The 26,161-nt window shown below is 64.9% G+C and carries 21 protein-coding genes; 1 reads left to right on the forward strand and 20 read right to left on the reverse strand.

Annotated elements, in window-relative coordinates; all coding sequences use genetic code 11:
• Positions 1-3: 3 nt before the first annotated feature.
• From EYW47_RS12915 to EYW47_RS12925, 3 genes are all read right to left on the reverse strand, one after another.
• Positions 4-2,283, reverse strand: a complete 2,280-nt coding sequence (locus EYW47_RS12915; RefSeq protein ID WP_133195235.1) for a DNA repair helicase YoaA — start codon at positions 2,281-2,283, stop codon at positions 4-6.
• 75 nt (positions 2,284-2,358) lie between these two features.
• Positions 2,359-2,592 (reverse strand): DUF465 domain-containing protein, encoded by a 234-nt coding sequence (locus tag EYW47_RS12920; protein WP_133195236.1) that lies wholly within the window; start codon positions 2,590-2,592, stop codon positions 2,359-2,361.
• Between the two features lie 82 nt (positions 2,593-2,674).
• A complete protein-coding gene (locus EYW47_RS12925) occupies positions 2,675-3,673 on the reverse strand; it encodes a colicin transporter (RefSeq protein ID WP_377784903.1) in 999 nt (332 codons plus the stop codon).
• Positions 3,674-3,926: 253 nt separating this feature from the next.
• Here EYW47_RS12925 and EYW47_RS12930 point away from each other — a divergent pair, with 253 nt between their 5' ends.
• Positions 3,927-6,266 (forward strand): Tex family protein, encoded by a 2,340-nt coding sequence (locus tag EYW47_RS12930; protein WP_133195237.1) that lies wholly within the window; start codon positions 3,927-3,929, stop codon positions 6,264-6,266.
• 108 nt (positions 6,267-6,374) lie between these two features.
• Here the strand turns inward: EYW47_RS12930 and EYW47_RS12935 are convergent, their stop codons facing one another.
• The 17 genes from EYW47_RS12935 to ndk form a co-directional block, all read right to left on the reverse strand.
• Complete coding sequence (locus EYW47_RS12935; protein ID WP_133195238.1) at positions 6,375-8,273, reverse strand: potassium transporter Kup; 1,899 nt, start codon at positions 8,271-8,273, stop codon at positions 6,375-6,377.
• A gap of 292 nt (positions 8,274-8,565) precedes the next feature.
• Positions 8,566-9,138, reverse strand: coding sequence for a phosphoribosyltransferase (locus EYW47_RS12940; protein ID WP_133195239.1), 573 nt, complete (start codon positions 9,136-9,138; stop codon positions 8,566-8,568).
• Between the two features lie 23 nt (positions 9,139-9,161).
• A complete protein-coding gene (locus tag EYW47_RS12945) occupies positions 9,162-10,508 on the reverse strand; it encodes an adenylosuccinate synthase (protein ID WP_133195240.1) in 1,347 nt (448 codons plus the stop codon).
• Positions 10,509-10,646: 138 nt separating this feature from the next.
• On the reverse strand, positions 10,647-11,798 hold the full coding sequence (locus EYW47_RS12950; RefSeq protein WP_133195241.1) for an ATP phosphoribosyltransferase regulatory subunit: 1,152 nt from the start codon (positions 11,796-11,798) through the stop codon (positions 10,647-10,649).
• 135 nt (positions 11,799-11,933) lie between these two features.
• Positions 11,934-12,125 (reverse strand): DUF2065 domain-containing protein, encoded by a 192-nt coding sequence (locus EYW47_RS12955; RefSeq protein ID WP_028216923.1) that lies wholly within the window; start codon positions 12,123-12,125, stop codon positions 11,934-11,936.
• A gap of 44 nt (positions 12,126-12,169) precedes the next feature.
• Complete coding sequence (hflC, locus tag EYW47_RS12960; protein WP_133195242.1) at positions 12,170-13,078, reverse strand: protease modulator HflC; 909 nt, start codon at positions 13,076-13,078, stop codon at positions 12,170-12,172.
• Between the two features lie 12 nt (positions 13,079-13,090).
• Entirely contained in the window at positions 13,091-14,539 is a 1,449-nt protein-coding gene (gene hflK, locus EYW47_RS12965) for an FtsH protease activity modulator HflK (RefSeq protein WP_133195243.1), read from the reverse strand.
• 108 nt (positions 14,540-14,647) lie between these two features.
• Complete coding sequence (hflX, locus tag EYW47_RS12970; protein ID WP_205710066.1) at positions 14,648-15,820, reverse strand: GTPase HflX; 1,173 nt, start codon at positions 15,818-15,820, stop codon at positions 14,648-14,650.
• A 74-nt stretch (positions 15,821-15,894) separates the two neighbouring features.
• Entirely contained in the window at positions 15,895-16,131 is a 237-nt protein-coding gene (gene hfq, locus EYW47_RS12975; RefSeq protein WP_028210028.1) for an RNA chaperone Hfq, read from the reverse strand.
• Positions 16,132-16,294: 163 nt separating this feature from the next.
• Entirely contained in the window at positions 16,295-17,632 is a 1,338-nt protein-coding gene (gene der, locus EYW47_RS12980) for a ribosome biogenesis GTPase Der (RefSeq protein WP_133195245.1), read from the reverse strand.
• 485 nt (positions 17,633-18,117) lie between these two features.
• Positions 18,118-19,263: an outer membrane protein assembly factor BamB gene (gene bamB / locus EYW47_RS12985; RefSeq protein WP_133195246.1), complete on the reverse strand. Its 1,146-nt coding sequence runs from the start codon at positions 19,261-19,263 to the stop codon at positions 18,118-18,120.
• Between the two features lie 66 nt (positions 19,264-19,329).
• Positions 19,330-19,959, reverse strand: a complete 630-nt coding sequence (locus EYW47_RS12990; protein ID WP_133195247.1) for a YfgM family protein — start codon at positions 19,957-19,959, stop codon at positions 19,330-19,332.
• Between the two features lie 142 nt (positions 19,960-20,101).
• A complete protein-coding gene (hisS, locus tag EYW47_RS12995; protein ID WP_133195248.1) occupies positions 20,102-21,439 on the reverse strand; it encodes a histidine--tRNA ligase in 1,338 nt (445 codons plus the stop codon).
• Between the two features lie 70 nt (positions 21,440-21,509).
• Complete coding sequence (ispG, locus tag EYW47_RS13000; RefSeq protein WP_133195443.1) at positions 21,510-22,817, reverse strand: flavodoxin-dependent (E)-4-hydroxy-3-methylbut-2-enyl-diphosphate synthase; 1,308 nt, start codon at positions 22,815-22,817, stop codon at positions 21,510-21,512.
• A 112-nt stretch (positions 22,818-22,929) separates the two neighbouring features.
• A complete protein-coding gene (locus tag EYW47_RS13005; protein ID WP_133195249.1) occupies positions 22,930-24,069 on the reverse strand; it encodes a helix-turn-helix domain-containing protein in 1,140 nt (379 codons plus the stop codon).
• A gap of 249 nt (positions 24,070-24,318) precedes the next feature.
• Positions 24,319-25,473, reverse strand: a complete 1,155-nt coding sequence (rlmN, locus tag EYW47_RS13010; RefSeq protein ID WP_133195250.1) for a dual-specificity RNA methyltransferase RlmN — start codon at positions 25,471-25,473, stop codon at positions 24,319-24,321.
• Between the two features lie 127 nt (positions 25,474-25,600).
• Positions 25,601-26,026 (reverse strand): nucleoside-diphosphate kinase, encoded by a 426-nt coding sequence (ndk, locus tag EYW47_RS13015; RefSeq protein WP_028216912.1) that lies wholly within the window; start codon positions 26,024-26,026, stop codon positions 25,601-25,603.
• Between the last annotated feature and the right edge of the window lie 135 nt (positions 26,027-26,161).

Consider the following 26,161-nt stretch of genomic DNA (forward strand, 5'->3'; position numbering starts at 1 on the left):
CAGTCACGGAGTGCCCTGCTCGCCCTTTGCCGTGAAAAACTCCTGCACGACTTCGATCTCGCGCGTGCGTTTGAACGGCGGCAGGCTTTGCCAGATACGCCGGCCATAAGGTTTGTCCACAAGGCGCGTATCGCAGATCATCAATACGCCGCGATCCGTCTCGGCGCGAATCAGACGCCCTGCGCCCTGCTTGAGCGTGATCACGGCTTGCGGCAATTGATGAACCGCAAATGGGCTCAAGCCCTTCTTCGCCAGCGCATCGAGGCGCGCTGCCAGCACCGGATCGTCGGGCGGCGCGAACGGCAACTTGTCGATGACGACAAGCGACAGTGCATCGCCGCGCACATCGACGCCTTCCCAGAAGCTCTGACTGCCCACGAGGATCGCATTGCCATAGGCGCGAAAGCGCTCGAGCAGCTCAGTGCGGCTTGCATCGCCCTGCACCAGCAGCGGTGTATTCCAGCCGCGTGCCTCGATCGTATCGCGCAGCTTTCCAGCGATCTTGTCGACGGCGCGCAACGTCGTGCACAACATGAAAACGCCGCCCCCGGACGCTTCGATGGCGGGCAATGCCGCATCGAACACCGCGTCGGTGAATTGCGGCGACGACGGCTGCGGCATATTACGCGGCACGTAGAGCAAGCCCTGCTGCGGGTAATCGAAGGGACTCGGCAACGTCATCGAGCGGCGCGCGCTCAGGCCCATCTGCGCCGCATAGTGCGTGAAGTCCCCGCGCACGGAAAGCGTCGCCGACGTGAAGATCCACGTGCGCGGCACGCCCGCGCGTTGTTTCGCGAAAATGGGCGCCACGGAAAGCGGCGTCTCGTGCAACTGAACCGTGTGCGAGAACACTTCGACCCAGCGGACTTTTTCGTCGTCGGCGCCCGGCTCGCTTGCGGCACTGCCTTGCCCATCGGACTGGCCAGCGTCTGCGGCAGCCCGTGCGTCGCGCGATGGCGCGCCAACCGACGCACCCGGCACGGACCACCCGGACAACACGCCCTGAAGCTCGCGCGCGCGACGCAGGCATGTGCCCAGCGATTCGGCGCGCTCGGCCTGGCCCGCGAGCGCGGTGGCCAACGTGCCGAGCTCCGTCTGCAACGCGTCGAGCGAGTCGAAGAGCGGATGATCCTCAGGCAACTGCGTGATCGACACGCGCAGCGAATCTTCCTTGAACGCGAGCCGCACGTCGCGCGCCGCGCGCTCGAGCGCCGCGCCGAGCTTCACCCACTCCACCGCATCGCGTGCATGGCTCAGGCCTTCGGCAACGCAATCGCGCGCGAGCTCGAGAAACTGCGCAGTTGAAAGTGTCTCGCCGAAGAACAGCGTGGCGGTTTCGGGCAGCTGATGCGCTTCGTCGAAGATGATCGTATTCGCGCTCGGCAACAGCTCGGCCATGCCGGTATCGCGCAGCATGATATCCGCGAAGAACAGATGGTGATTCACGACGACGATGTCGGCCTGCTGCGCTTCACGGCGCGCCTGCATGACAAAGCAGTCCTTGTAGTGCGGACACTCCTGGCCGAGACAGTTATCGCGAGTGGACGTCACCATCGACCACACCGCGGCTGTCTCCGGTACGCTTGCGAGCTCGGCCTTGTCGCCCGAGCGCGTGATCTTCGCAAAGCGGACGATTTCCTGCAGATACGCCGTTTCCTGGCGCGACGGCAAGCGGCCATTGTCGGCGGTGCGCTGCAGATAGTAGTGACACAGATAATTCGAGCGGCCCTTGAGCATGGCCACACTCACGGGTACCGCAAGCGCGTCGCGCACGGTGGGAATATCGCGGCCGAAAAGCTGGTCCTGCAGGTGCTTGGTGCCCGTCGAGACGATCACCTTGCCGCCCCACAGCATGGCCGGCACGAGGTACGCGTAGGTCTTGCCAGTGCCCGTCCCCGCCTCGACGATCAGCGTGTTGTCGCCGGATTCGGTGGCCGCGTGTGCGGCTTGCTCGGCGCGATCTTGCGCGGGCGCGGGCGCGCCGCGTTCGAGACGCCGCGCCGGGCGCGTCTGCGCCTCGAACATCGCCGGTTCGGGCAAAGCCTGAGCGGCGGCCTCCATAGCTGCTGCCACGGCGCGCGCCATCTCGATCTGCGCGGCGCGCGGACGATAGCCGTCGATCTCGCGCGCCAACAGCCCGTTGGCGGCGAAGAGCTCTTCGAGTTCCGCACCGCGGCGCGCGCTCAATGCGGGCGCGCTCGCCATTTGCGCAGCGCGCGCGTCACCGTCCTGCGCGCCGCCTTCGCGCGCGGGACGGGATCGGGAAACGGTCGTTGAATTCAAGGCAAGCGGTTCCTGCTCGGTCCTCTGAGCGCGGCGCGACTGCAGCCGCGCCCCGGCGCCTGCCAGGACCCGGAATCAGGCGTGCCCGTTCGAGGTCTTAGTTGAATCGGGTTCCAGCTGCAATTGCAGCAGGATGATGTTGTCTTTCAGCTTGAGCTTGCGCCTCTTCAGCTTCTGCAATTCGAAATCGTCGTAGTCCGACGTCTCGCACATCCTGTCGATCAGACGGTCGAGGTCCCCGTGTTCCGTTTCCAGTTGCAGAATACGGTCACGAAGGACCTCGCCCTTGACTTCACGATGCTCGCGCATGCTCGCCTCCTCGTCATGATCGGCGCACGCCGTGCGAAAGGTCGCGCGCCTGAGGTTGCTGTCCGGCTGAAAAAGCGTGGTGCTACTGGCCCTGCGGTTTTTGCTGCTGTTGCTGCTGCGCCTTCTCGGCCGCCTGCTTCTGACGTGCTTCCACGTCAGCCTTATGCTTCGCCGCCTCTTCCTGCTTCTGCTGGAAGCGCTCGGCCTTCTGGGCACGCTCCTGGCCCTTCTGCTGGCCTTCGCGGCGTGCCTCGTCCAGTTGCTTCTGATAATCCGATTGCTTCTTGTCGTACGCAGCCTGATTGGCCGCGCGTTGCGACTGAGCCTGTTCGCCTTCGCGCTGCGCCTGCTGCAACGCGTGCTGGCGCTGCTTCTCCTCGAACGCCTGCGCGTTCGACGCGCGTTGCGGTGCTTCTGCCTGGCGCTGCGCCTGATCGAGCGCGTGCTGGCGCTGCTTGTCTTCGTAGGCCTGCGCGCTTTGCGCCTCATTCGCGGCGCGTTGCGGCGCATCGGCCTCGTCCTTCGCGCGCTGCAGCGCGGCCTGCTCGTCGCGGCGGCGCGCATTGTCGGCACGCTGCTCCTCGTCGAGCGCCAACTGCTGATGGCGGATATCCGCCTGCACGACGCGCATCGCATCGCGCGCCTTGCCGAGACAGTGGTTCACGAAGAACGTATCGTAGCAATTGTGCTGCGCTACGCCGTACTGGTAGTTGTTTTCCGCGGTACGCCGATCAAGGACCTTCTGTCGCGCGGCAAAGTCATTGCCCGCGCCGGCAGTCGGGGCCGTAGCGCCCGAGGCCGCGGCCACATCTGCGGTGCCCGGTGTGTGCGCCGAGACCGACGACGATACCGGGGCCGAAGCGGGCGCCGAAACATCGACCGGTCCGCCGACCTCGACCGGGCGCGCGTCTTGCGCGCCAGTGCCCGCCAAATCAGCACCGGCCACCACCCCGGAGGCCGCCGCCTCTTGCGCGAGGGCCGGAACGCTCGCCGTCGCCAGCAATGCGACGGCATAGACCGCCGCGCGGGCGGTGGTCCGCCATGCCGCGCCTTGGCGCGCACTGGGCTGGACGGGTGTCAAACAGGATGGGATCAACGTCTTCTGAGGGCAACGGAACATGCCTGAAATTCTAACACCCCCCGAGTTGAGCGCCCCGCCATTTATGGCAAAATGCCCCGCTCCACCAGCCGGCGGGCGTTTGCTCGCTTGATGTCTCCCGCCCGGCTTTCGGACTGCAAACCCGGGAGCGCAAACCGGGACCGCAGCCCGGCACCGCAACCCGGGGCCGCTAACCCGGACCGCAAACCGATCCTCGCAGGAATATCCAGACCCTATGACGGAAACCGTAGCACTCAAGATCGTCCAGCGCATCGCCAGCGAATTGACCGTTCAACCGCGTCAGGTGGCGGCCGCCGTCCAGCTTCTCGACGAAGGAGCGACCGTTCCGTTCATCGCCCGTTATCGCAAGGAAGTCACGGGCAATCTCGACGATACGCAACTGCGCACGCTCGAAGAGCGACTGCTCTATCTGCGCGAGCTCGAAGACCGTCGCGCCACGATCCTCGCGAGCATTGAAGAGCAAGGCAAGCTCACCGACGAGCTGCGCACCGCCATCAAAGCGGCCGACAGCAAGCAGGTGCTCGAAGATCTCTATCTGCCGTACAAGCCCAAGCGCCGCACGCGCGCACAGATCGCGCGCGAAGCCGGCCTGCAGCCGCTCGCCGACGCACTGCTCGCCAATCCGCTGCTCGATCCGCAGACGGAGGCCGCGCAATACGTCGACGCCGAAAAGGGTGTCGCCGATGTGAAGGCCGCGCTCGACGGGGCACGCGACATCCTCTCGGAGCAATTCGGCGAAACGGCCGAGCTGCTCGGCAAGCTGCGCGACTGGCTGTACAACCAGGGCGTGGTGATCTCGAGCGTGGTCGAGGGCAAGGAAAACGAGGAAGGCGAGAAGTTCCGCGACTACTACGAGTACTCGGAGACGATCAAGACCGTGCCGTCGCACCGTGCGCTCGCCCTGTTCCGCGGCCGCAACGCCGGCGTGCTGATGGTCAAGCTGGGCCTCGGCGGTGAGCTCGACGCGCAGGTGCCGCATCCGGGCGAAGCGATGATCGCGCGCCACTTCGGCATCGCCAACCAGGGCCGGCCGGCCGACAAGTGGCTCTCCGACGTGTGCCGCTGGTGCTGGCGCGTGAAGGTGCAGCCGCACATCGAAAACGAGTTGCTCACGAACCTGCGCGAGCTGGCCGAGGCTGAGGCGATCCGCGTGTTCGCGCGCAACCTCAAGGATCTGTTGCTGGCGGCGCCCGCCGGTCCGAAGGCCGTGATCGGCCTCGATCCGGGCCTGCGCACCGGCGTGAAGGTCGCCGTGGTCGACCGCACCGGCAAGCTGCTCGCCACCGACACGATCTACCCGCACGAGCCGCGCCGCGACTGGGACGGCTCGCTCGCAAAGCTCGCGCGCATCGCCGCGCAAACGCAGGCGGAACTCATCAGCATCGGCAACGGCACCGCTTCGCGTGAGACCGACAAGCTCGCGAGCGAGCTGATCTCGAAGCATCCCGAACTGAAGCTGCAGAAAATCGTGGTCTCCGAAGCCGGAGCATCGGTTTATTCGGCATCCGAACTGGCAGCGAAGGAATTCCCCGAGCTCGACGTCTCGCTGCGCGGCGCGGTATCGATCGCGCGGCGCCTGCAAGATCCGCTCGCCGAGCTCGTCAAGATCGAGCCCAAGGCGATCGGCGTGGGCCAATACCAGCACGACGTGAACCAGCGCGAGCTGGCACGCTCGCTCGACGCGGTGGTCGAAGACTGCGTGAACGCCGTGGGCGTGGATGCGAACACGGCATCGGTGGCGCTGCTCGCACGCGTGTCGGGTCTGAACGCGACGCTCGCGCGCAATATCGTCGATTACCGCGACGCCAACGGCCCCTTCCCCTCGCGCGAGCAGTTGAAGAAGGTGCCGCGTCTGGGCGACAAGACTTTTGAGCAGGCCGCGGGCTTTCTGCGCATCAACGGCGGCGAGAATCCGCTCGACCGCTCGTCGGTGCACCCGGAAGCCTATCCGGTCGTCGAGCGCATGCTCGCGAAGATCAAACGCACCATCGGCGACGTGCTCGGCAATCGCGAAGCGCTCTCGGGCCTCGCGCCCACCGAGTTCGTCGACGAGCGCTTCGGTCTGCCGACCGTGCGCGACATCCTCTCGGAGCTCGAAAAGCCGGGCCGCGACCCGCGCCCCGAGTTCAAGACGGCGACCTTCCGCGAAGGCGTGGAGAAGGTCTCCGACCTCGTGCCCGGCATGGTGCTCGAAGGCGTCGTGACCAACGTGGCGGCCTTCGGCGCGTTCATCGACGTGGGCGTGCATCAGGACGGCCTCGTGCACGTCTCGGCGCTGTCGACGAAGTTCATCAAGGACCCGCACGAAGTCGTGAAGGCCGGCCAAGTGGTAAAGGTGAAGGTGCTCGACGTCGACGTGAAGCGCCAGCGCATCGCGCTCACGATGCGCATGGACGACGATCCGGCGAGCGCCGCGCAGCGCAGCGGCGGCACTGCCGGCAGCGGCGGCAACCGCGATCAGCGCGGCGGCAATGCGAACCGCGGCGGCCAGCGCTCGCGCGACGCCGAGCCGGCCAACGCAATGGCGGCAGCGTTCGCGAAGCTAAAGCGCTGACGCGCAAGCGCCGCGCGGCGCGGGGTCTGCAAAGACCCTGCGCTTGCCAGGCCGCAGACAACAAAAAAGGCGCCGTGGCGCCTTTTTTGTTGTCAACGCAACGAAGCATCAAATCTCGATCTTCGTCCCGAGCTCGACCACGCGATTCGCGGGAATGCTGAAGAAGTCGGTAGGCTTCGCGGCGTTCTGATGCATCCACGCGAACACGCGCTCGCGGAAGATCGACATGCCCGGCAACTGCGTCGGCACGACCGTCTCGCGCGCGAGGAAGAACGACGTGTCCATCATCTCGAACGACATGCCCTCTTTGCGGCCGATCTCTTCGAGCACGGCCGTCACGTCCGGCGTCTCGTTAAAGCCGTAGTCGGCTTTCGCCAGATACAAACCGCCGCCGATGTCCTTCACCTGCACGCGCTCCGAGTCGGCAACGTAGGGAATGTCGCGAATGCGGAACGTGAGGAAAATCGTGCGCTCGTGCAGCACCTTGTTGTGCTTGAGGTTGTGCAGCAGGCTCACCGGCACGAGCGTGTCGCTGCCCGTGAGATAGATGGCCGTGCCCGACACGCGGTGCGGCGGATGCGCGAGCAGCCCCTGCAGGAAAGGCATGAGCGGAATACCGTCGGCGGCGGTGCGCTCCTTGACGATCATGCGCCCCTTGAACCACGTCATCAGCAAGAAGAACAGCAGCGCGCCGATGCTGAGCGGCAGCCACCCGCCCTCCTCGACCTTCAGCAAGTTCGCACCGAAGAAGCCGAGATCGACCACCATGAAACACGCGATGATGAACGAAACGAGCCAGATGTTCCACTTCCACACCTTCGCCATCACGACGCTCGCGAGCATGGTGGTGATGACCATCGTCGCGGTCACGGCAATGCCGTACGCGGCGGCGAGATTATCGGAACTCTTGAAGGCGACGACGATGCACAGAATGATGACAAGCAGCATCCAGTTCACGACCGGCACGTAGATCTGGCCAATGGCGAGATCAGACGTATGCAGCACCTTCATGCGCGGCACATAGCCCAGCAGGATCGCCTGGCTCGTGAGCGAGTACGCACCCGAGATCACGGCCTGTGAAGCGATCACGGTCGCAACCGTCGAAAGCACCACGAGCGGCAGCAGCGCCCAATCCGGCGCGAGCAGGAAGAACGGATTCTCGATCGCGCTATGGTCCTGCATCAAGAGCGCGCCCTGGCCGAAATAGTTGAGCACGAGCGAAGGCATCACGAGCCCATACCACGCGTAGCGGATCGGCTTTGCGCCGAAGTGGCCCATATCGGCGTAGAGCGCTTCCGCACCGGTCAGCACCAGCACGACCGAGCCCAGCACCACATAGGCCTGCAGCAGGTGCGCGCCCATGAACGTGACGGCGTAGTACGGATTGAGCGCGGCAATGACGCCCGGCGCCTGAACGATGCGCGATACGCCGAGCACGCCGATGGTCACGAACCAGAGCACCATGATCGGCCCGAACAGGCGACCCACGAGCGAGGTGCCGTGCCGCTGGATCCAGAACAGCGCGACGAGGATCACCATCGTGAACGGCAGCACGAGATGCGAGAGCTTGGGGGCGGCAATCTGGAGACCTTCGACCGCCGACATCACCGAGATGGCGGGCGTGATCACCGCGTCGCCGTAGAACATGCAGGCGCCGAAGATGCCCAGCGCGGTGAGCACGGCGGCACCCTTGCTCTTGCGGTCGAACGAACGCATGGCAAGCGCCATGAGCGCGAGCACGCCCCCTTCACCGTTGTTGTCGGCGCGCATCACGAACAGCACATACTTGACGCTGACGACGATGATGATCGCCCAGAACAGCAACGAGATGACGCCGAGGATGGAAGTATTGTTGAGCGGAATGCCGTGTGCCGGGCTGAACGCCTCTTTGAGCGAATACAGCGGACTCGTGCCGATATCGCCGAACACCACGCCGATGGCCGCTACTGCGAGTGTTGGTAGCGGCTGTTTTGCCACGTGCGTGCTCACGTGCGTGCTAGTTGTCATATACGCGGAAATCCGTTCGAGGCGGAAAAAACGAGCGCTATTCTAAACTGGCTGCGGACGAAACCCGAGTGATCGTTGTGACCCCGCGACGCCCCTCTTGTCCCGCGGGAGTTTAGCATGGCCCCTTGCGACGCCAACCTGGCGGTGCGTCAAGGCTTGACCAACGCACGCCCCAACGCGGCAGCCAGGCGGCACGACAAGGCGCGAAAGCATGCGGCACATAAAAAAACGGAGCCCAAAGGCTCCGTTCCTGGTTTGTGCCGCCGGCGACACAGCAGTCTTGAGACCGCCCTTACTTCTGCGGATCCTGCTGGGCCTGCTGAAGCCCCCGCTTGATCCATGCGCCGAGATTGTGCGGGCGCACCGTATCCCACTCTTCGAACGGCTGGTGGATCCACGGATTGGTCGGCAGATGCTGGACAAAGTAGTCGGGCTTCACCTTCGAGCAACCCTTGTACCAGAGCACCGCCGAGCGCACGCCGGTCACCGCCGGATAACGCACCTTGAGATGCTCCTGCACGCGCGCGAGCGTGACACCCGAATCGACGAGGTCGTCGACGAGCAGCACGTTGCCCGAGAGCTCGCCGCGCGTCATCGTGATGTACTGCGCGATGTCGAGATCACCCTGTTCCGTGCCCGCCGCTTCGCGGTACGAGCTCGTCGCCAGGATCGCGAGCGGCAGGTCGTAAATGCGCGAGAGCTGGTCGCCCACGCGCAGGCCGCCGCGCGCGAGACACAGGATCTGGTCGAACTTCCAGCGCGACTCGTGTACCGAGAGCGCGAGCAGTTCGATCAGCCGGTGATACTCATCCCAGCCGACCCACAGGTTCTTTTCGTCGTTGCGCGGGTCCATCATTTGAATCATTTTTGCTTCTACCTTCTTGCCACTTAGACCTTGAACGGATGACGCAGCAGGATCGTTTCGTCACGATCCGGGCCGGTCGAAACCATGTCGATCGGCACGCCAGCCACTTCCTGCACGCGCGTGAGGTACGCCTGCGCGCTCGCGGGCAGCGCGTCGAGCTGCGTGATGCCGATCGTGCTTTCCTTCCAGCCTTCGAACGTTTCGTAGACCGGCTCGCACGCAGCCACTTGCGATGCGCCGCGCGGCAGGATGTCCACATCTTTGCCGTCGACCTTGTAGCCGACGCACAGCTTCACTTCGTCGAGGCCGTCGAGCACGTCGAGCTTGGTGATGCACAAGCCCGTCACGCCGTTGATCTGGATCGAGCGACGCAGCGCGGCGGCGTCGAGCCAGCCGGTGCGGCGCGGACGGCCGGTGACCGAGCCGAATTCCTTGCCGACCTTCGCGAGCGTGAGACCCACCTCTTCCTGACGGTCGGCGTTGTCGGCGTCGTACAGCTCGCTCGGGAACGGGCCCGAGCCGACGCGCGTGCAGTACGCCTTGGTAATGCCGAGCACGTAATTGAGCTTTTGCGGACCGACGCCGGCGCCAGCCGAGGCCGCACCCGCGACGCAGTTGCTCGACGTGACGAACGGATAGGTGCCGTGGTCGATGTCGAGCAGCGTGCCTTGCGCGCCTTCGAAAAGCAGGTTGCCACCTTCGTTGTTCACGTCATAAAGGCGACGCGAAACGTCCGTTACCATCGGCTTCAGACGCTCGGCGTACGACAGCATCGTGTCGAGGGTCTGCTGGAAATCGACGGCTTGCGCGCCCAGGTACTGCGTGAGCACGAAGTTGTGATAGTCGAGGTTCTCGCGCAGGCGTTCGGCAAAGACTTCCGGCTCGAACAGGTCCTGCACGCGCAAGCCCCGGCGCGCCACCTTGTCTTCGTAGGCCGGGCCGATGCCGCGGCCGGTCGTGCCGATCTTCGCGGCGCCGCGCTTGGCTTCGCGCGCCTGGTCGATGGCGATGTGATACGGCAGGATGAGCGTGGTGGCTTCGGAAATGAACAGGCGCTTCTGGACGTCGATGCCTGCTTCTTCGAGCTCGCCGATTTCCTTGAACAGGGCTTCGGGCGAGAGCACCACGCCGTTGCCGATGTAGCAGGCGACGCCGGCGCGCATGATGCCCGAGGGGATCAGCCGGAGAATGGTCTTCTTGCCGCCGATGATGAGTGTGTGACCGGCGTTGTGACCGCCCTGGAAACGCACCACGCCTTGCGCGTGGTCCGTCAGCCAGTCGACGATCTTGCCCTTGCCCTCATCGCCCCATTGGGTGCCCACGACGACGACATTGCGTCCCGGGGTTACATTCACTGCGCTGGCAGACATGGTGTTTCGTTAGCTGGTTAAAAACGTATTCTACCTGGGTTCGGCGGCGAGGCCGCCATTTTTTCCCAAAATTCCGGGAATTTCCGTTTGCACTCAACGGCATGCGTGCTGCAGGAGCCGCGGCGCCTCAGCGCACATTCAGGCGCGCGCCTCGACCACCCACGCGCCATCGCGCTCGACCAGCACGCGGTCGCACGCGAATTCATCCATATCGTGCTCGTGGCCCGGCAGCGCCTGGATCACGACCTCGCCGACATCGCGCAGCGCGGCGACAGCGGCGCGCAGCGATTCATCGTGGCGCCACGGCGCGAGCACTGCGCTGCTGCGCGCCTCCACCGGGGAAATACGCGCCACTTCGCGCAGATCCATCGAAAAACCTGTCGCCGCGCGGGCGCGGCCATATGCCTCGCCCACTTTGTCGTAACGGCCGCCGCGCGCGACCGCGTTGGGCACGCCGTCCACGTACGCCGAGAACATCACACCGCTGTGGTACGCATAGCCGCCGAGGTCGGCGAGGTCGAGCATCAGCTCCGCGCCCTCGATCTTGCTCATGAGGAATGCCAGGTCGTCGAGTGCGCGCGCGATGCCGGGCAGCGCCGGCAGGCGCTTGCGCGCCTCTTCGATCACGCTCGCGTCGCCGTACAGCGACGGCAGCGCGCGCAATGCGTCGCGCGACACAGGCTGCAGGTTCGCGGTGAGCTCAGTCAGATCCGGCACGTCCTTGCCAGCCAGCGCTTCATACAAAGCATCGCCGAGCGCGGCGGCTGCGGGATCGGCTTCGAAGATCGCCGCCAGTACACCCGCGTGCGAGAGGTCGAGACGCACCTTCGTGAGGCCGGCGAGGCGCAGCGCGTCGAGCATCAGCTGCTGGATTTCGAGGTCGGCTTCGAGGCCCGCATGGCCGTAAATTTCCGCGCCAATCTGGATCTGCTCGCGCGTGGCGTGCAGCCCGCGCGGACGCGTGTGCAGCACGTTGCCCGCATAGCACAGGCGCGTGACGCCCTGACGGTTGAGCAGATGCGCGTCGATGCGTGCGACCTGCGGCGTCATGTCCGCGCGCAGGCCGAGCGTGCGGCCCGACAGTTGATCGACGAGCTTGAACGTGCGCAGGTTCAGATCGCGCCCGCTGCCCACCAGCAGCGACTCGAGATACTCGAGCAGCGGCGGCATGACCATTTCGTAGCCGTAAGTGCGGAAGCGGTCGAGCAAGCGGCGGCGCAGCTCTTCGATCTTGCGTGCCTCGGAAGGCAGCACGTCGGCGATATTCTCGGGAAGTAACCAGGTCGACATCGGGTCAGTCCTACGACGATGAAAGGCCGCGCGGGCGCAGAACGCGCCAGCCGCAAGGACTCGAGCGCGCACACGCGCCTGCCGCGCGGGCCGGACGATAGAAACGGCGCACGCCGCGAGGCACGCGCCTTGAATTCAGGTAGCGATCAGCAGCAGCACGAGACCGAGCCCCATCACGATCAGCCCGCCAATCCGGATGTGATGCGGCGGCCGTTCCGCAATTCTACGAAATGTATCGCGCCACGCCGTCGGGAAAACGAACGGGAACATGCCCTCGATAATCAGCATCAGCGCGATCGCGAGCAACAGGGAGCCAGCTATGTCCATGCGAAGAAACGCGCCGCGCACACGCGCGGCGCCCGTGTCTCATTTTAGTGTTTGCGCGGCGCGGCGGAAGCGGCAGGAGCCGACGGCGCCTCTGCGTTCGGACTGCGCATGAAACGGAAGAAGTCGCTCGACGAGTCGACCACGACCACATCGCCCGGCTTGAAGCTGTCGCGGTACGCCTGCATGCTTTGGTAGAAGCGATAGAAGTCCGGATCGCGGCCATACGCCTGCGCGGCGATCGCGGCGGCCTTGCCGTCGCCGTCGCCCTTGATGGCCTGCGCCTGGCTGTACGCGTCGGCAATCACGCCCTGCTGCTTGCGCTCTGCCTCGTCCTTGATCTTCTGCGCCTCGGCGGAGCCCTTCGCGCGCTCGTCGGCGGCGGCCTGCTCGCGTGCAGCGCTCATGCGTTTGTAGACCACCTCGGCGAGTTCCGCCGGATAGTCGATGCGCGTGAACTCGATGTCGACCACGTCGATGCCGAGCGGCGCAGCGGCCGTCCTGAGGGTGTCGCGCGCGCCGTTGGCGATCGCTTCCTGCTGGGCAAGCGCATCGCTCAGATCCACCTTTGAGAACGCACCCGAAAGCGCATCGCGCGAGAGCGACGCGAGCCGGTCCGCAAGCGTCTGCGGATCGCCCTTGGTGGCGGCGAAGAGCTTGAGCGGATCGGCAATGCGATAGCGCACGACCGGGTTCACGAGCAGCTCGGTCTTGTCCGAAGTGGTGTAACGGTCGGCATCGGGCGCATCGAACGCCTGAATGCGGGTGTCGATGAACGTGGCGGTCTGGAACGGCGGCGGTAGCTTCACGTGCAGGCCCGGTCCCGCGAGCGACGCCTTGGCGCCGCCCGAGGAGGACACCACCGCCACATGGCGCGGATCGACGACGAACACCGCCGACGAGGCCAGGAGCACCACCACCACGAAGGCGACGACGAACGCAATGATCTTGTTCATGTCGGCGCTCCGTTATTGCACGTCGTCTTCGCGGCCGCGCGAACGCAGCGCGTCGCGCGAACGGAAGGCATCGCTCGCGGCCTGGGCCGCGTCGCTCGCCGACGGCGCCGGTGCAGCGCTCTGCTGGGGCTGCGCGTTTTGCTGCTGGCTTTGCGGTTGCGTGTTTTGCTGCATCTCGCCGTTCACTGCTGGCGCGGCTGCGGCATTCGCGTCCGATGCGGCGCTAGCCGGGGCCGCGGCTGCCGCAGCACCCGACGCGCCCGCGGCCGCAGCCGCGCGCTGACGCGTCGCGTCGACGAGCTTGTCGAGCGGCAGATAGATCACGTTGTTGCCCGACTTGCTGTCGACGAACACCTTCGTCGTATTCGAGTAGATGTGCTGCATGGTGTCCAGGTACATGCGCTCCCGAATGACGGCCGGCGCCTTCGCGTATTGGTCGTAGACGCTGTTAAAGCGCTGCGCGTCGCCCTGCGCCTGCGCGACCACACGGTCGCTGTAGGCCTTGGCGTCTTCGATGAGACGCGCCGCTTCGGCTTGCGCGCTCGGCAGCGTCTGATCGGCGTAGGCCTCGGCGTCACGCTTCGCGCGCGCGCTCTCCTGATGCGCCTTCGCTTCGTCGTCGAAGGCCGCCTGCACGCGATCGGGCGCCGTGACGCCCTGAATCGTCACGCCAACCACACCAAGCCCCGTCTTGTAGAGGTCGAGCGCGTGCTGGATCGAGTCGGCGAGTTGCGCACGGATCGGTTCGCGGTCCGCATAGAGGAGATCGTGGGTGCTGCGCGCGCCCACCACGGTGCGCACGGCCGCCTGTGCGGCCTGGCTCACGGCGAGGTCGGGATCGACGCTGTGGAACAGATAATCGGTGGGCTGCTTGACCTGGTACTGCACGGTGAAACGCACGTCGAGAATGTCGCCATCGTGCGTGAGCACCGAGGCATCCTTCACATTCGACGGGCGCACGAGATTATTGCGGCCGATCTCGACGCTGCGGATCTGGCCGATATTCACGATTTCCTGCGTCTGGAACGGGAACGGCAGGCGCCAGTGCACGCCCTGGCCGACCGTCTGGCGATACTGGCCGAACTGCAGCACGACGCCGGCCTGGCCGTCCTGAACGACGAACACACCGCTGCCGACATAAATGGCGATGAGCACGCCGAGCACGATGCCCACGCCGATGCGCGCGCTGCGGCCGTTGTCCGGCCGCGGGCCAAGCCCGCCGCCACCTTTGCCCTTCTTGCCGAAGAACGCCGACAGACGACGATTGAAATCGCGCCACATTTCGTCGAGATCGGGCGGGCCATCACCCTTGCCGCCGTCATTGTTGCCGTTATTGCCCGACGGACGCCGCGCGTCGTCAGTGCGCTGGCCATTGCCCTCGCCGCGGCCCCAACGCGGGTCGTTCAGCGAGAAAATGGCGCGTGTGCGCTGCCAGCCAGTCCGCTTGTTGTAATCGTTCACCTGTGTTCGTTCACCAGAGTAGACAGCGGGTCATGTGCGTGGGGGCACCTCATCGGCGCACTTCGGGGCACGCAACGGGGAGCACCTCGAGGCGCCTCCCGATAGCGTTCAGCGGCCCAGCTCGGGTTCCCTGCTGGGTTCGTGCGGCACCGCGTTCCAGTCGGCGGCGGGCAGGAGCTGCGACGCCTGGACGAGCGGCTCGGCAGTCGCGATTTCGGCGATGGCGGCACGCAGCGCGTCCAATCCGACGCCCGTGCGCGCGCTCAAAAAGACGCGCGAAATATTACCATACTCGTCCCGCTCGACCGTCCCGCCCCGGGCCGCCAGTTCAGGCACGGCGTCGATCTTGTTGAACACCAGCACCTGACGGATGGTGTCCGCGCCAATCTCGTGCAGCACCTCGTTCACCTGATCGATCTGGTCGAGGCGCACCGAGCTCGAGGCGTCCACCACGTGCAGCAACAAGTCGGCCTGCACGGTTTCCTGCAGCGTCGCGCGAAACGCCGCGACGAGCTGGTGAGGCAGTTCGCGGATGAAACCCACGGTATCCGACAACACGATCTGGCCCACGTCGTCGCCGAGCCATAGGCGCCGCGAAGTGGTGTCGAGCGTCGCGAACAACTGGTCGGCGGCATAGGCCTGCGCCTTGGTGAGCGCATTGAAGAGCGTGGATTTGCCCGCGTTCGTGTAGCCGACGAGCGAGACCGACATCGTGCGCGTGCGCTCGCGCTGGCGCCGCTGCGTGCCGTGCTGGCGACGCAGCTTGGCGAGCTTGCCCTGCAGCATCTTGATGCGCTCGCCAATCAGCCGCCGGTCGGTTTCGAGCTGCGTTTCGCCCGGGCCGCGCAGGCCGATACCACCCTTCTGGCGCTCGAGGTGAGTCCAGGCGCGCACGAGGCGCGTGGCGAGATACTGAAGCTGCGCGAGCTCGACCTGCAGCTTGCCTTCGTGGCTGCGCGCGCGCTGCGCGAAAATGTCGAGAATGAGGCTCGTGCGGTCCACCACGCGGCAATTGAGCGCACGCTCCAGATTACGTTGCTGGGCGGGCGAGAGCGCGTGATTGAAAATGACGATTTCGACGTCGTTCGCCTCGCAGGCGAGACGCAGTTCCTCGGCCTTGCCACTGCCGATGAACATGGCGGCGTCGGGGCTGGAACGCCGCCCGGTAAGCGTGACAGCGGGCGTGGCGCCCGCGCTCTTTGCGAGCAGGCTGAGTTCTTCGAGACTGGCTTCGAAATCGGTCTTGCCGAAGTCGATGCCGACGAGTGCGGCGTTGATCAAATTAGCAGGTGTCAAAATGGAAGCGGCCGGATCGGGAGCGCCAGTCTGGCGCTCCGGACCGGCCGCGTCAAAGATCAGGACGCTTCCGCATCCGGGTGGAAGTTCACCGGACGGGCCGGGACCACCGTGGAAATGGCGTGCTTGTAAACCATTTGCGTAACCGTATTACGGAGCAACACGACGTACTGGTCGAACGATTCAATGTTCCCTTGAAGCTTGATGCCGTTGACCAGATAGATCGAAACAGGCACGTGCTCCTTGCGCAGCGCGTTCAGAAACGGGTCTTGTAACAGTTGCCCTTTGTTGCTCATAGCAAACTCCGTATTTTTTTGCAGGTTTAACTAAATTAGCGCCGAAGAAAAAGAAATCCGACGCCAATCGCTACACTATAGCTGATTCTCGTTCCACCGCGCCCCTCCCCACCGTCCGGCCAGCAAGGCCAACAGCGTGATTGCGCGCGGTAGCGAACGCAGCTCAGCTTTTTTCAGTGTAGGGATTCGTCGAGGAACGAAACTCTATGCGCAATGGAGTCCCGGTCAGCGAGAAAGTTTCCCGGAACCGATTCTCCAGGTAGCGTTTGTAGGTATCCGTCACCGCGTCGAGCGCATTGCCGTGGATCACGATAATGGGTGGGTTCTGTCCCCCCTGGTGCGCGTAGCGCAGCTTGGGACGTACCGGACCGCGGCGGCGCGGCTGCTGGAATTCCACGGCTTCGATTAGCGCGCGCGTGAGCTTCGGCGTGGGCAGCTTCGCCATCGCTGCGGCATAGGCATCGTCCACCGAGCGCATCAGCGGGCCGATGCCGAATTTTTCCGTCGCCGAAATGAAGCGCATTTCCGCGAAGTCGAGGAACTTCAGCTTGCGTTGCAGGTGGTGCTTGGTGCGCTCGCGCGCGTGATCGTCCATGCCATCCCACTTGTTCACGCCCACCACGAGCGCACGGCCCTGCTCCACTACGAAGCCGGCGATGTGCGCGTCCTGATCCGAAATTTCCTGGCGCGCGTCGAGCAGCAGAATGACCACGTTGGCGTCGGCGATCGACTGCAGCGTCTTCACCACCGAGAACTTCTCGATAGCCTCGAACACCTTGCCACGACGGCGCAGACCCGCCGTGTCGATCAAGGTGTACTTCTTGCCGCCGCGCTCGAAGTCCACGTAGATGGAGTCGCGCGTGGTGCCCGGCATGTCGAACGCGATCACGCGGTCCTCGCCGATCAACGTATTGACGAGCGTGGACTTGCCCACGTTCGGGCGGCCGACGATCGCAATCTTGATGCCGTGCTTGCCGGCGTCTTCTTCGCTTTCTTCGGGGCGATCGGCATAGGCCTGATCGAGCGCCTCGTTGATCATCTCGGTCACGCCGTCACCGTGCGCCGCGGAAATCGCACGCGGATCGCCAAGGCCGAGTTCGTAGAAGTCGGCAGCGACGGCGCTGTACTTCATCCCTTCAGCCTTGTTGACCACCAGGAAGATCGGCCGACCGGTCTTGCGCAGGTAATCGGCGATGTGCTTGTCCTGCGGCGCGAGGCCGTTACGGCCATCGCAGATGAACACGACGATGTCGGCTTCCTCCACTGCCTGACGCGTCTGCCGCGCCATTTCATGCAGGATGCCGTCCTTGGCGATCGGTTCGAAGCCACCGGTGTCGACCACGAGATACGCACGATCGCCCACGCGCCCTTCGCCATAGTGGCGGTCGCGGGTGAGACCGGGCAGGTCAGCCACCAACGCGTCGCGCGAGCGCGTGAGCCGGTTGAAGAGCGTGGATTTCCCCACATTGGGGCGCCCGACGAGGGCGATTACGGGTTTCATCTGATCTTTTCTACAGTAATGCGCGGCGCCGGAACGTCCGGCGCGCTGCGCGGCAAGCTTCTGCGTTCATGCTCGCAGAAGCTGCAATAGTTGCAAATTATCACGAATTGGGCCGTGCGCCCGGTACATGGGCTCATCGGGGCCCCAGCACGCGCCGGACCAGCGCTTGGGTCGTGCTCGCCAGCCGAGCGGTCCAATGGATCGATTCTTTCTTCAGCCCGGTCGCCGGGCCAGGGGTGCCGAGGCCGGGACCATCCACATCCAGCCCGGAGCCATCCAGCGTCTCATAATGTGCGCGCGGCCGGCATGCGCCGGCCAGCGGAGCGGCAAGCCAGACGAGGCTCGGGGCCACCCATAATCTTCTGTAAATGGCGCCGGGACGGCCAAATGCAAGAGGTGCAAGCACCAAATACAAGAGGCCGCTACCCGCGGGCGCGGCCCCACGATGCGACGCCCGACGCCACGCGTCGGACATTGTCATCCGATCAACGCGGACGCAGACCGTAGAGGTCGCCGTCCTTCGTCTGCACGACGAGCGTGTTGCCAGCCAGCACCGGTGCAGCGGTGATCGCGCTGCCGTCGGTCTTCACGCGCGAGACGAAGCTGCCGTCGTCGAGCGAGAGGAAATGCACATAGCCCTGGTAGTCGCCCACCACGACCGCGTGGCCAAGCACGGCCGGCACGCTCACGTCGCGGTTCTTCAGCTTGTCGGTGCTCCAGGTCTGGTCGCCGGTCGAAACGCTGTACGCCTTCACGACCGACCAGTCGTCGCCGCCCACCACCGTGGTGTCGTCCTGAGCGATCCCGCTCGTGCTCGAGAACGCCTTCTCCCACATCGCACGGCCCGAGTTGGCGTCGAAGCAACCCAGTTGCCCCTGGAACGTGACCGCGCACGTGGTGGCGCCGACGAGCGTGGGCGGACCGCTCACGTCATTGATGCGCTCGACTTCGGTCACGCCCTTCGGATAGGACACCGGCGTTTCCCAGAACGCATCGCCGTTTTGCAGGTTGATCGCCGCGAACGCGCCGCCCGGGAAGCCCGCGAGCACGGCCTGGTCGCCCGCGAACGTCATGCCCGCGGACACGCGCAGGTTGAGCGGCACCGCACGGTTGCGATAGACCCACTTCTGCTCGCCGGTCTGCGCGTTGAACGCGACAATCTGGCCATCGATGGTGCGCACGATCACCAGACCGTTGCCAACCAGCGGCGGCGAGATAACCTCGCCCGGCGCCTTGGCTTGCCACGAGAGCTTGCCATTGGCGTCGAGCACGTACACGTTGCCCTTCAGGCCGCCGACAGCCGTGAGATTGCCGTCGCTGCCGACACCCGCCGAGATATCGTCCTTGAGCTTCGTGCGCCACACGTCCTTGCCGGTCTGCGCATCGATCTTCGCGACCGAGCCGTTCTCGCCGGCGGCGTAAACAGCGTCGCCCACGGCGACCGGCGAGAACAGGTAGCGACCCGCCTTGCCGACGCTCGACTTCCACACCTGCTGGACATCCAGCACCGGCTTGAACTCGGTCAGCGGCACCGGTACGCGACGCTCGTCTTTGGTGGACGAGCAAGCCGCCAGCGCGAGGACGGTCATCGCACAGGCGACAGGTACAACGGTTCGTTTCAGCAAATTCATCGGTGAACGAAGCATGAATGGAGTTGGTTTAGCTGTTTATATTCACGGGCGGGCAGCGCGGCTTGCTTAGCCGCCCAGCGCGTCGAGCTTGAACTGGATCAACTGGCGCTCGGAGGCATCGCTCTTGGGCAAGCTGTCGAGCGCGAGCTTGTAGGCCGTGCGCGCATCGTCGCGTTTGCCGGCTGCCGCGAGCAGGTCGCCGCGGCCATCCGCGACGATCCCCTTGAACGGCCCCGTATCCGGTTGCGGAATCAGCGCGAGGCCCTGATCGTAGGCCTTTTCGTCGAGCAGGACGGAGGCAAGGCGGATCTTCGCGATCTGGCGGAACTCCTCGTCCTTCGCGTGATCGGCCGCCCACTGCAATTGCGCCTTCGCGCCCGCGGTGTCACCCGCCATGTAGAGCGCCTTGCCCACGCCAAGCGCGGTCATCTGCGCATACGCGGTGCGGCCAAAGCGGTCTTCCATGTCAGTCGCAATGCGCGTGAGCTGCGCTTTGTCGCCGCCGGCCGACGCCTGCTGCACCTGGTCGTACAGCACCGCGGCCTCAGCGGCCTGACGGCGCTGCCAGAAGTTCCAGCCGTTCCACGCAGCGAGCGCGAGCAGAACGATCAGCACGATCCACGTAGTGATGTTGCCCCACTGCGTCCACCATGCCTTGAAACTCTCGATCGATTCCTGTTCGTCGTGGTAACTCATCGCGTAGCGATTCCTTGTTTATTCTGAAGCCCGTTGCCGGACGCGCCACGAACACCGTTCGGGCACGCCGCGGACATCGGCCAAATGCGTCGATCGCACGTCGATGACAGCTGCTTGCGCACCGCCATCCAAGACGGCTCCATCAGTCGTCGCCGTCTTCGGCGGATGCAACCATCGCATTGATTAGATATTCGGTCAAGTCTTCGAGTGCTACCGTCTGTTGCTCGCTGCGAGCCGCTTCGGCGCCACCGCGTAGCGCCTTCACACCCGCTACGCCCTTGGCCACTTCGTCTTCGCCAAGCACCACGGCGAACGCCGCGCCGCTTGCATCCGCGCGCTTCATCTGCGACTTGAAGCTCGCGGGCTGACCGTCGGCGCTGCAGTGGAGGATGACATCGAGACCGGTGTCGCGCAGGCGCTCGGCGACGATGAACGCCTGCTCGCGTGCCGCGTCGCCCTGGTGCACGACGTAGACGTCGCAACCGTCGTCTTCCGGCACGAGGTCCTCTTCCTTGAGCAACTCCAGAATGCGCTCGACGCCCATGGCCCAGCCGCAAGCCGCCGTGGGCTTGCCGCCAAGCTGCTCGATCAGCGGATCGTAGCGGCCGCCGGCCGCCACCGTGCCCTGCGCGCCGAGCTTGTCGGTGATCCACTCGAACACGGTCAGATTGTAGTAATCGAGCCCGCGCACGAGACGCGGGTTGATCTTGAACGGAATGTTGTTCGCCTTGAGCAGGCGCTGCAGTCCTTCGAAGTGCGCAAGCGACTCCTCGCCGAGGAAGTCGATCAGCTTCGGCGCGTTGTTCGCAACTTCCTGCAGCGCAGGGTTCTTCGTGTCGAGCACGCGCAGCGGGTTCGTGTACAGGCGGCGCTTGCCGTCTTCGTCGAGCAGATCGACGTGCTGCTCGAGATACTTGATGAGCTCGACGCGATGCGCAGCGCGCTCTTCGGCGAGACCCAGCGAGTTGATCTCGAGCTTGATGCCGGTCAGACCGAGGTCGTCCCAGAGACGCTGGCACATCAGAATGATTTCCGCGTCAGCATCGGGGCCCGCGAAGCCGAGCGCTTCCACGCCGACCTGATGGAACTGGCGATAGCGGCCGCGCTGCGGACGCTCGTGACGGAACATCGGGCCGATGTACCACAGGCGCTTCGGGCCGTCGTAGAGCATGTTGTGCTCGATCGACGCGCGTACGACTGCCGCCGTGTTCTCCGGGCGCATCGTCAGGTTCTCGCCGTTGAGCGCGTCGGTGAAGCTGTACATCTCCTTTTCGACGATGTCGGTCACTTCGCCGATGCCGCGCGTGAAGAGCTGCGTATGCTCGACGATCGGCGTGCGGATGTTCTGGTATCCGTACGAACGGAGCATGGACTTCACGGTGGTTTCGAAGAAGTCCCACAGCCCTGCTTCCTGCGGCAGGATGTCGTTCATGCCCTTCACGCCGGTCAGCTTTTCCGGCTTTCTTTTCTGTTCAGTCATTGCGTTGCGAGTTTGCTTGCGAATGGCGATGTGCGGTTGTGCCTGGAAACGGTACTCGGGAGCGCGGCGCTCAGGCCGGCACTTCTGCCTTGCCGTACTTGCGCGCGACGTAGTCGCTCACGATCTGCTGGAATTCTTCTGCGATGTGCTCGCCGCGCAGCGTCTTGACCTTCTCGCCGTCGACGAAGACCGGAGCCGCGGGATTCTCGCCCGAGCCCGGCAGGCTGATGCCGATGTTCGCATGCTTGGACTCGCCCGGGCCGTTCACGATGCAGCCCATCACGGCAACGTTCATCGTCTCGACACCGGGGTACTCGTCGCGCCACACGGGCATTTGCGCGCGCAGATAGTTCTGGATCCGCGAAGCGAGCTCCTGGAACAGCGTGCTGGTCGTGCGGCCGCAACCCGGGCACGCGATGACCATCGGCGTGAACGAGCGCAGGCCCATCGTTTGCAAAATTTCCTGTCCGACCACGACTTCGCCAGTGCGCGGGGCACCCGGCTCCGGCGTGAGCGAAATACGGATGGTGTCGCCAATGCCCTGCTGGAGCAGCACCGAGAGCGCCGCCGTCGACGCGACGATGCCCTTCGAGCCCATGCCCGCTTCGGTCAGGCCAAGGTGCAGCGCGAACTCGCAACGCCTGGCGAGTTCCCGGTAGACGGCGATCAGGTCCTGTACGCCGCTGACCTTGCACGACAGGATGATCTTGTCGCGGCCGAGGCCGAGTTCGACGGCGCGTTCGGCCGAGCCGATGGCCGACTGAATGAGCGCTTCATACATCACGCTCTGCGCTTCCCACGGCTGCTTGCGCTCTGCGTTCTCGTCCATCATGCGTGCGAGCAGATCCTGGTCGAGGCTGCCCCAGTTCACGCCAATGCGCACCGGCTTGTCGTACTTGATGGCGGCTTCGATCATCTGTGCGTACTGCGTGTCGCGCTTGGCGCCCTGCCCGACGTTGCCCGGGTTGATGCGGTACTTCGAGAGCGCCTCGGCGCACGCCGGATAGTCGCGCAGCAACAGGTGGCCGTTGTAGTGGAAGTCGCCGACGAGCGGCACCGTCACGCCCATGCGGTCGAGCTGCTCGCGCACATGCGGCACGGCTGCGGCCGCCTCAGGCGTGTTCACCGTGATACGCACGAGTTCCGAACCAGCCTGCGCCAGTTCCTTGATCTGGATGGCGGTACCGATCGCGTCTGCGGTATCGGTATTGGTCATCGACTGCACGCGCACCGGCGCGTCGCCGCCGATCGTCACCAGCTGGCCGCCCCAGCGCACATGCACGGCGTGCGACTTGCGGCGCGGCGCGTGGCCGCCGAGGACCGGCTCGCTGGAACAAATCTGGCTGTTGCTGGACGAGGATTGCGTTTCGCTTTGCATCGAAGAGCCCATTTACACCTCGCGCGCGCCGCGACTGTCGACTTGCGGACAGCGCGCGAATTGAAAAAGCATCGCGGCCCGCTATCCGGCCGCAATGCGCGTCATGTCTTTATCAGGGCAGCACGAAGCGCGCGACATTGCCACGCGCCGACGCATACTTCGATGCGTCGACCGGCTGACCGTCGATGGTCATCGACTCGATGCCGGCCTTGTTGCCCACCGTAATCTTGAGCGGCTCGACACCGGAGATCTCACGCCCATCATTGGCGTGGACCAGTCCGGAGAAGAGCTCCTTGCCATCTTTCTGGCGCACGCTGACCCAGGAATCCTGCGTCACGCGAATCGCGAACGTCGAAGTGCCAGGCGCCGCCGAAACCGAAGCCGCTTGTTCCGTTGCCGCGGCTGCCACCGCTGGCGTGCTCGCCGCTGCCGCGTTCGCGGCAGGCGCCGCGCTTGCCGGCGCGGCCTGGGCAGCCAGCGATGCACTCGCCGCACCCTGAACGGCAGAGGCTGCGCCGCTGACCTGGCCATTGACCTGGCCATTGACCTGACCGCTTGCCTGAGCGTTCGCGGCCTCGCCACCCTGCGCGCCGGCCCCTTCCGTGCCCTGCCCGGCCGCTGCGCTCGTCGTCGCGCCCTCGGCCACCGTCGCTGAAGACGCGCTCGATTCACTGCTTGCGTTGCTAGTCGTGCCGCTCGCCATCGACTTCAGGCGCGCGAACCATGCCGACGAATCGACGCTGTTCGTATGCCACATCGAAATGCCGATCACCGCGACGACGACGATCGCCAAGCCCCACAGCCACGACGCACGGCGTCGCGGCGTGCGCACCCCGCCGCCCAGCGAGAGCGAGACGCGCCCGCGCGGCAGGTCCGCGCCCGCCGATGCGGGCATCGACAGATCCGGCTGCGGCACGCCACGCTCGCGGCGCAGCGCCTGAGTGAGCGGCGCGGGATCGGCGCCGAGCAGCTTCGCATAGGCACGCACCACGCCGAGTGCGAACGTTGCATCCGGCAGATGGCTGATGTCGCCCGCCTCAAGCTCGCGCAGCTTCGAAACCGACACCTTCAGACGCGCCGAGACGTCCTCGACCGACCAGCCCTTCGCCTGGCGCAGCTGCGCGAGGCGCACCCCCACTGCGGCGAGCGTGTCGGGCACCACCTGCACCGGCGATGGCGAGCCGTCGGATCCCGAACGGCCTGCGTTGGCCTCTGTTCCGTCTGTCCCGAAAGGGTGCTGCGGCTCGCTCATCCCAAAGTCCTTGCGTCGATTCTTTTCTATCCCGGAACCGGCGGGCGCGCTGCGCCCGGCCCCGATTCGCAGACCGTTTATAACAAAATGCGCGGCTACTGTGCCGCATCCGATCGCTTCTGCAACGTTTCTTGTCAAACTCGCTTGCAATACTGCGTCATTCCCCGCGCAGCTGCACCGACACTGCCTTTCGTGCCCCGCTTCTACTGTGTTATCACCCTTTTTTGCCTTACCCCGAGTCCACTGCGTTCAGTGCCGAACCGGATGGACGTCGATCACCTTGCGGGCGGTGCGCTCGGCCAGGCGCGTGCGGTCCTTCACCTCGCCTGCGAGCTGGCCGCAGGCCGCGTCGATGTCGTCGCCGCGCGTCTTGCGCACGGTCGTGACGACGCCCGCATCCATCAGGATCTGCGCGAAGCGCTTGATCTGGTCCGATTTCGAGCGCAGCAGGCCCGACTCGGGGAACGGGTTGAACGGAATCAGGTTGAATTTGCACGGCACGTCACGCGTTACCGCGAGCAATTGGCGTGCGTGCTCTTCCGTGTCGTTGACGCCGTCGAGCATGCAGTACTCGAACGTGATGAAGTCTCGCGGCGCAACCAACAGGTACCGCTGGCAGGCGGCCATCAGCTCGCGCAGCGGATACTTGCGGTTCAGCGGCACGAGCTCGTCGCGCAACGCGTCGTTGGGCGCATGCAGCGACACCGCGAGCGCGACCGGCAGGTCGGCGCCGAGGCGGTCCATCATGGGCACGACACCCGAGGTCGAAAGCGTGACGCGCCGGCGCGACAGGCCGTAGGCGTTGTCGTCGAGCATCAGGCGCATCGCGGGCACGACCGCGTCGTAGTTCAGGAGCGGCTCGCCCATGCCCATCATCACGACATTCGTGACGACGCGCTCGCCCTTGCCCTCACCGCCGGTCGCGCGGCCGCCAGCCTCGCCAAGGAGCGACGCGCGCAGGGCGAACTCCGCCATGCGCAGCTGGCCGATGATCTCGGCCGTGGTGAGATTGCGTGAAAAACCTTGCTTGCCGGTCGAGCAGAACCGGCAATTCACCGCGCACCCCGCCTGTGACGACACGCACAGCGTGCCGCGCGTTTCTTCGGGGATGAACACGGTCTCGACCGCGTTGCCGTTGCCGACGTCCACGAGCCACTTGCGCGTGCCGTCGGAGGAGACGTTGTCGGAAATGATCTCGGGCATGCCGATCGAGGCGCGCCCTTTTAGCTTCTCGCGCAGCGATTTGGCCAGATCCGTCATGCCGTCGAAGTCGGCGGCATTGTATTGATGAATCCAGCGCTGAAGCTGTTTGGCGCGAAACGGCTTCTCGCCCAGGCTCTCGCAATATGCGACAAGCCCTTGGGCGTCGAGATCGAGAAGGTTGACGGTGGAACTGCTCGTCATGTCGAATCCTGCCATTTCAGTGCGAGAGCGCGTTCACCGCCGGTTTCGAGGAAACCCGGCACCGACAGTGAACGTCATCGCCGTTCGCGACCCTATGCTACCTTGAACTACCGCTTACTCTTGCTGCTTAGCGCGAGTAAACGTTGACTTCCGGGAAGAAGAACGCGATTTCGACGCGAGCCGTTTCAACGGCGTCCGAGCCGTGAACTGCGTTGGCGTCGATGCTGTCCGCGAAGTCGGCGCGGATCGTGCCCTTCTCCGCCTTCTTCGGGTCGGTCGCGCCCATCAGGTCGCGGTTCTTCAGGATGGCGTTCTCGCCTTCCAGAACTTGAATCTGCACCGGGCCCGAGATCATGAACTCAACGAGGTCCTTGAAGAACGGACGCTCTGCGTGAACAGCATAGAACTTCTCGGCGTCAGCGCGCGAGAGGTGGACCATGCGCGAGGCAACGATCTTCAGGCCAGCGTTTTCGAAGCGGCTGTAGATCTGGCCGATCACGTTCTTTGCCACTGCGTCCGGCTTGATAATCGACAGGGTGCGTTCGAGCGCCATAAAAACTCCAGAAAATTAAGAGGTTACAGATTCAAATGAATCCGCAATTGTAGCATGTTCCCATGTATGATTGCGATTGAACCCCGATAGGCCGACAGACTTGGCCTCGCTGGCGCAAAGGCCGCGCCGCCGGGC

Source organism: Paraburkholderia silviterrae, assembly GCF_004353915.1.
In the GTDB taxonomy this organism is placed as follows: domain Bacteria; phylum Pseudomonadota; class Gammaproteobacteria; order Burkholderiales; family Burkholderiaceae; genus Paraburkholderia; species Paraburkholderia silviterrae.

Coding starts and splice junctions, on each gene's coding strand:
- EYW47_RS12920 (WP_133195236.1), bottom strand. CDS start 2,592: ATGCGCGAGCATCGTGAAGTCAAGGGCGAGGTCCTTCGTGACCGTATT.
- EYW47_RS12930 (WP_133195237.1), top strand. CDS start 3,927: ATGACGGAAACCGTAGCACTCAAGATCGTCCAGCGCATCGCCAGCGAA.
- EYW47_RS12935 (WP_133195238.1), bottom strand. CDS start 8,273: ATGACAACTAGCACGCACGTGAGCACGCACGTGGCAAAACAGCCGCTA.
- EYW47_RS12940 (WP_133195239.1), bottom strand. CDS start 9,138: ATGATTCAAATGATGGACCCGCGCAACGACGAAAAGAACCTGTGGGTC.
- EYW47_RS12945 (WP_133195240.1), bottom strand. CDS start 10,508: ATGTCTGCCAGCGCAGTGAATGTAACCCCGGGACGCAATGTCGTCGTC.
- EYW47_RS12950 (WP_133195241.1), bottom strand. CDS start 11,798: ATGTCGACCTGGTTACTTCCCGAGAATATCGCCGACGTGCTGCCTTCC.
- EYW47_RS12955 (WP_028216923.1), bottom strand. CDS start 12,125: ATGGACATAGCTGGCTCCCTGTTGCTCGCGATCGCGCTGATGCTGATT.
- hflC (WP_133195242.1), bottom strand. CDS start 13,078: ATGAACAAGATCATTGCGTTCGTCGTCGCCTTCGTGGTGGTGGTGCTC.
- hfq (WP_028210028.1), bottom strand. CDS start 16,131: ATGAGCAACAAAGGGCAACTGTTACAAGACCCGTTTCTGAACGCGCTG.
- der (WP_133195245.1), bottom strand. CDS start 17,632: ATGAAACCCGTAATCGCCCTCGTCGGGCGCCCCAATGTGGGGAAATCC.
- bamB (WP_133195246.1), bottom strand. CDS start 19,263: ATGAATTTGCTGAAACGAACCGTTGTACCTGTCGCCTGTGCGATGACC.
- EYW47_RS12990 (WP_133195247.1), bottom strand. CDS start 19,959: ATGAGTTACCACGACGAACAGGAATCGATCGAGAGTTTCAAGGCATGG.
- hisS (WP_133195248.1), bottom strand. CDS start 21,439: ATGACTGAACAGAAAAGAAAGCCGGAAAAGCTGACCGGCGTGAAGGGC.
- ispG (WP_133195443.1), bottom strand. CDS start 22,817: ATGCAAAGCGAAACGCAATCCTCGTCCAGCAACAGCCAGATTTGTTCC.
- EYW47_RS13005 (WP_133195249.1), bottom strand. CDS start 24,069: ATGAGCGAGCCGCAGCACCCTTTCGGGACAGACGGAACAGAGGCCAAC.
- rlmN (WP_133195250.1), bottom strand. CDS start 25,473: ATGACGAGCAGTTCCACCGTCAACCTTCTCGATCTCGACGCCCAAGGG.
- ndk (WP_028216912.1), bottom strand. CDS start 26,026: ATGGCGCTCGAACGCACCCTGTCGATTATCAAGCCGGACGCAGTGGCA.